The 4,337-nt window shown below is 46.7% G+C and carries 5 protein-coding genes; 1 reads left to right on the top strand and 4 read right to left on the bottom strand.

From position 1 onward, the window contains the following. Positions 1-357: 357 nt before the first annotated feature. Genes NP590_RS20210 through NP590_RS20200 form a run of 3 tightly spaced genes read right to left on the bottom strand, consistent with a single transcriptional unit; the run spans position 358 to position 2,268 of the window. Positions 358-1,251: a CE1 family esterase gene (locus NP590_RS20210; protein WP_256604547.1), complete on the bottom strand. Its 894-nt coding sequence runs from the start codon at positions 1,249-1,251 to the stop codon at positions 358-360. 45 nt (positions 1,252-1,296) lie between these two features. Next, positions 1,297-1,899, bottom strand: a complete 603-nt coding sequence (locus NP590_RS20205) for a hypothetical protein (protein ID WP_256604546.1) — start codon at positions 1,897-1,899, stop codon at positions 1,297-1,299. Between the two features lie 42 nt (positions 1,900-1,941). Continuing rightward, positions 1,942-2,268 (bottom strand): EthD family reductase, encoded by a 327-nt coding sequence (locus NP590_RS20200; RefSeq protein WP_096876911.1) that lies wholly within the window; start codon positions 2,266-2,268, stop codon positions 1,942-1,944. Positions 2,269-2,387: 119 nt separating this feature from the next. Between NP590_RS20200 and NP590_RS20195 the strand changes: the two genes are divergently transcribed. After that, positions 2,388-3,263, top strand: coding sequence for a LysR family transcriptional regulator (locus NP590_RS20195; RefSeq protein ID WP_256604544.1), 876 nt, complete (start codon positions 2,388-2,390; stop codon positions 3,261-3,263). 278 nt (positions 3,264-3,541) lie between these two features. Here NP590_RS20195 and NP590_RS20190 read toward each other — a convergent pair whose 3' ends face one another. Next, the gene (locus NP590_RS20190) at positions 3,542-3,781 is read right to left on the bottom strand and encodes a hypothetical protein (RefSeq protein ID WP_205453084.1); all 240 of its coding nucleotides are present in this window, start codon (positions 3,779-3,781) and stop codon (positions 3,542-3,544) included. Between the last annotated feature and the right edge of the window lie 556 nt (positions 3,782-4,337).

Genomic DNA, 4,337 nt, shown 5'->3' with positions numbered 1-4,337 from the left:
AAAACCGGTCGGTCGGGGTAACTTTCCAATTTAGTGAATTAAGGCAACCCGTGACCCAACCGAATGTCAGGTATTCGGCAAGCAAATCGACTTTATGACTGCGTCACTACGGCCAAACCCGCCGCTCGGAGTAGCTATCCCATTTTAATAATTAAGGCACCATGTAACCCAATCGGCTGTCCGGTATTCGGCTTCGTTTTGGGTCGTCGTTTGATGGCTCTAGGCTCAATACGTCCAGGTCGGTTGTCAACCAACTGTTCAGCCACAAAAAGGAGCTGGCAGACCCGAGAGGAATCCGGGTGACCGTTTGCTTTCGGGTTTACCTTTGCACCCATTACGATTCATATGGAGCCAATTTCACTTTGCCCGTGGGCTAACTTGAGTCGCTGACACAAAAAACTCGACAATATCCTGACTTCGCTCGGGCCAATGTGAATGGATTTGATCACCTTCACAGTACAACGTTTTTACGCCCCCGGCACACCCTGAATAAGAGGAGCAACCATTTGCGATTTTATCCGGAATAGGATCACATTTATTACAAGCTGCCCACCAACCAACCGCTTGCTGACCATAACCAGGAAACAGGCGATCCTTGCTGCTGTGCATGATCATAACCGGCAAGGGCTCGGGGCATCTGCGGTCGCGCAAATCATCATATGCAACCCCTGCTGCGCTCGGCGCAATGGCACGTGGGATGTGTCGTGTGCCAGTCATAAATGCTAATGCCATTGCCGAAGTCCCTCCATCGGAATGCCCGGTAACATAGACCTGTTTTTCATCAATACACCACTTTTTGGCCATTAAACTGGGAATGGTGCCTAATTCTACGGTAGTGCTGGGCGATAATTCCGGGTGATCCGCATAGGCCACGATGAAACCGGCTTGGGTAGCAGGAAAAGTGAACCCAGTTGTTTTTTCGGTTTTAGCCCGATTCGATCCGGCCGGAGAAAATACCAGTAATAGTGGGTGGGCAACGGATGCATCATAATTGGCTGGTGTGCGGACATTGTATTTGATGCCATTTTCGGTTTCTTCACCATAAGTCTTTCCAGCGTCTCCACTGAGTTGATCAGCTTTGCAAAGACGTTGCAGCATCTCAGGTCGATACACGGCCTGCCCCAATTCTACCGAGTCGCCGCTATGATCCATCAAAAGCATGACAACCATTACTAATATCGGTAACCCGAATAGCACTTTCTGCCAAGAATTGGTTCTTAAAAGAAAAACCTTTAATTGAGCCATATTCATAGTCATATTCCCCCTAAGTACGTTTGACTCGCCTGCACCATTCGCTCATGCCCCAGGTGAGTGATTGGGCGCTTCCTTATTCGCTAACTTCATTACTATATAAGCCAGCAACAACAAGCTTCCGATCATCACAATCTGCGGCATATAGCCTTTTCCCGGAACCGATTCCAGGCCAACAGAGAACGGAATATGAGTATCAAGACGCTTATCCTTGTCGACAATAGCGATGTGTGCCAAATAATTACCAGCACCATATTGACTAAAATCGACCATACTATCGAAAGTGCCGTTTTTAACTTTTTTCGGCTGCTGATAAAAAACCCTTTGCCCTTCAGGTTCTTTGGTGATTTCGAATTCCACGCTGACATTGCGCAGACTTTTACCTTCGTAGTCGAACACCAAATTAGTTGGGCCGATTTCGGGAATGATGCTGCAATATTCCCGATCCCCTGACAGAGTCGGGGTATAGGCCGTGAAATGGACTCGTTCAAAACCAACTCTCGTAACGCAAGCATCGGCCTCGTCAGGCGCACCGCGATGCGCTTGGGCAATAGTTGGCATTAATCCGACCCAAAAGACAACAGGCAGCAGACCCATCCACCTAATGCGCTTATAAGCCACCTTTTTTAGTTTGATAGAGTTAGACATTGATTTGCCTCCACTGTGATTATGTTAAATCCGATGGTCGGATTAGAAATCAAAGGTTTCCACCTCGGAGATCAGAAACAACGGATCACCACCGCTAGAAATCTCAACGGCATGCTGAGCTGTTTCTTGGCCGCCTGGTGAATTCAGACAAGCCTCTAATTCGGCGAGGGATGGAAAATAAACCTCGGCAATCCGATGAAACTGCGCTGCAGATTTGTCTGCATTGGAAAGAATCAATGAGGCGACAAATCGTGTTTTGCCGGCCAGCTTTTCGACCGCCATCGGCACATGCTCATCAGCATAACGACGTTCAAAAGTTTTTAAATCTGTTGGTGTAGGGTACATTACGATTAATTTTGCTGTTTTCATAGGAATATTGAATATTTAGGTGACTTGGTGTTTATATTAAATAATGAGTTATGTTAATTGTAAAATACCAATTTTCTATGAAATAATAGGTTTTTCCTATTCAAGAAAGGAGACAAGCTGTGGAAATGCAACAAATTCGCTATTTTCTGGCCGTCTGCGATAAAGGCTCATTCACTCGCGCTGCACAAGCAACCTATGTGGCCCAACCCTCCCTGACGCAAGCAATTAAGAAATTGGAAGATGAACTTGGCGGTGAGCTATTTAGCCGAGACCGCAGCGGATGCCGGTTGACGGCTTTAGGACGTTTGATCGAACCTTCCATACGCGAAATAGTGCGCAAGACGCAAGCTGTCAAAGCAGAGGCTGTGCATTTCAGCCGCTTAAATACTGTGCCGCTTCGCATCGGCGTGATGACGACAATTGCCGCACACCATCTAAGTCCATTCTTCGCTGACTTTCAGCAAGAACGACCACATATAGAACTGGAATTAGTCGTCGACAGTGAATGCAATCTATTGAATCAACTTGATGAAGATGGCCTGGATTTAGTTATCAGCGCACCAACATCCTTACCGGTAGGGCATTACCAGTCTTTAAAGCTTTACGAAGAACGCTATGTTGTTGTCTTCAACGACAAACACCGTTTCAATCAAATGCAACAAATTGATTTAGCGACCATACAAGCTGAACCTTACTTGGATCGCCTGAACTGTGAATTGCGTGAAACACTGAGGAATGTGTGCCAGGGGCGGCAGGTCAATCTTTATGCTGCCTATAGAAGTAATAGCGAAGAGTGGATACTGAGTATGGTACGCGCCGGAATCGGCGTTGCGCTAATGCCGGAATTCACCATCACCAAAAATGCAGATAAGATTCAAGTTCGTTATCTGTCAGATCCGGAAATTCGTCGCACAATCTGCGCTATATTCCCACCCACATCGACTGCAAAACCCGAAGTGGCAGAAGTATTGAAAAGTCTGCGGATGGGTTTTTAAAAAATCACAGGTTAGACAAAACTAAATCAAAAGTCCGATTTTGGCGTTTAAAGGGGTTAGGAAACCTCTGATTATTGCAGATTTTCAAGAAAAATTGACGCGCAAGCCATTGCTTTAATTGGTGCTGAACCAATCGGCCAGAAAGCCGCCATACATGTTTCTCAATAGCTGACCTTCAAATAGGCTTGAGCAGACCTTCACCAACTCAATTTATTGTTAAGGTTACAACGAAAAGCCCAGTTTTATTTGGTCATTTGCTTGGCAAATCAAAAATCCTTTTAATATTCAGACATCACGTTCTCAATACGTCGATCTGGCACTAACCATAGCAATGCGACCAGCACATAAAGCCCTTGAGCTAACCATGGCGACCAAAACGTGCTTAGTGTCGCTATTAAGTAAATCAATGGTGAGGATTTACCCTTCCAGTCGCTACCGACAGCTCTTTTTAATAGCGAATTTGCCCCTTGTGAAACGATGATGAGGTATTGTATTAATATGTAAGCGATTGCTGCCATCAATAGAACCACTCCGTAAGCCATCGTTGGTATAGCCGCAAAGTGATTTTCCCCCATCCAGGCAGTTGTGAACGGAAATAACGATAACCAGAACAATAAATGCAGGTTTGCCCACAGTATCGAACCAGTGACTTTTAGCTGACTGACTGGTTTGGAGAAGTGCGACCGTCAAGTTTGGGTCGTGACCTGATGGCCAGTCTGTTCGAAATGAATCATTGTCAGTGGCCGCTTTAGAGAAATTTTGCATAGTCTGATTTTGTTGAAACCGTAAGTTTCTGTTCAAATGCTCCCGCTAGTCCCAATTGCTTCAATGAGGCCCCGGCGTTTGGCCGGGGAATGCTACAGACCCCGGCTGGCGGCTACCAAATCAGCGAAGCTTCAATGAGGCCCCGGCGTTTGGCCGGGGAATGCATACCGCCATGAACGGTGCCGTGCTGGATTTCACAGCTTCAATGAGGCCCCGGCGTTTGGCCGGGGAATGCATTGTGCGGCAATATCCAGCTCGAACGAGCTGCCAGGAGCTTCAATGAGGCCCCGGCGTTTGGCCGGGGAATGC

The sequence above is a fragment of the Methylomonas subterranea genome (assembly GCF_024505185.1).
Classification (GTDB): Bacteria; Pseudomonadota; Gammaproteobacteria; order Methylococcales; family Methylomonadaceae; genus Methylomonas; species Methylomonas subterranea.
This window is presented reverse-complemented; position numbering and strand designations above follow the sequence as displayed.

Excerpts from the sequence above, each read along its gene's own strand:
- NP590_RS20210 (WP_256604547.1), bottom strand. The coding sequence starts at position 1,251 with ATGAATATGGCTCAATTAAAGGTTTTTCTTTTAAGAACCAATTCTTGG.
- NP590_RS20205 (WP_256604546.1), bottom strand. The coding sequence starts at position 1,899 with ATGTCTAACTCTATCAAACTAAAAAAGGTGGCTTATAAGCGCATTAGG.
- NP590_RS20200 (WP_096876911.1), bottom strand. The coding sequence starts at position 2,268 with ATGAAAACAGCAAAATTAATCGTAATGTACCCTACACCAACAGATTTA.
- NP590_RS20190 (WP_205453084.1), bottom strand. The coding sequence starts at position 3,781 with ATGGCAGCAATCGCTTACATATTAATACAATACCTCATCATCGTTTCA.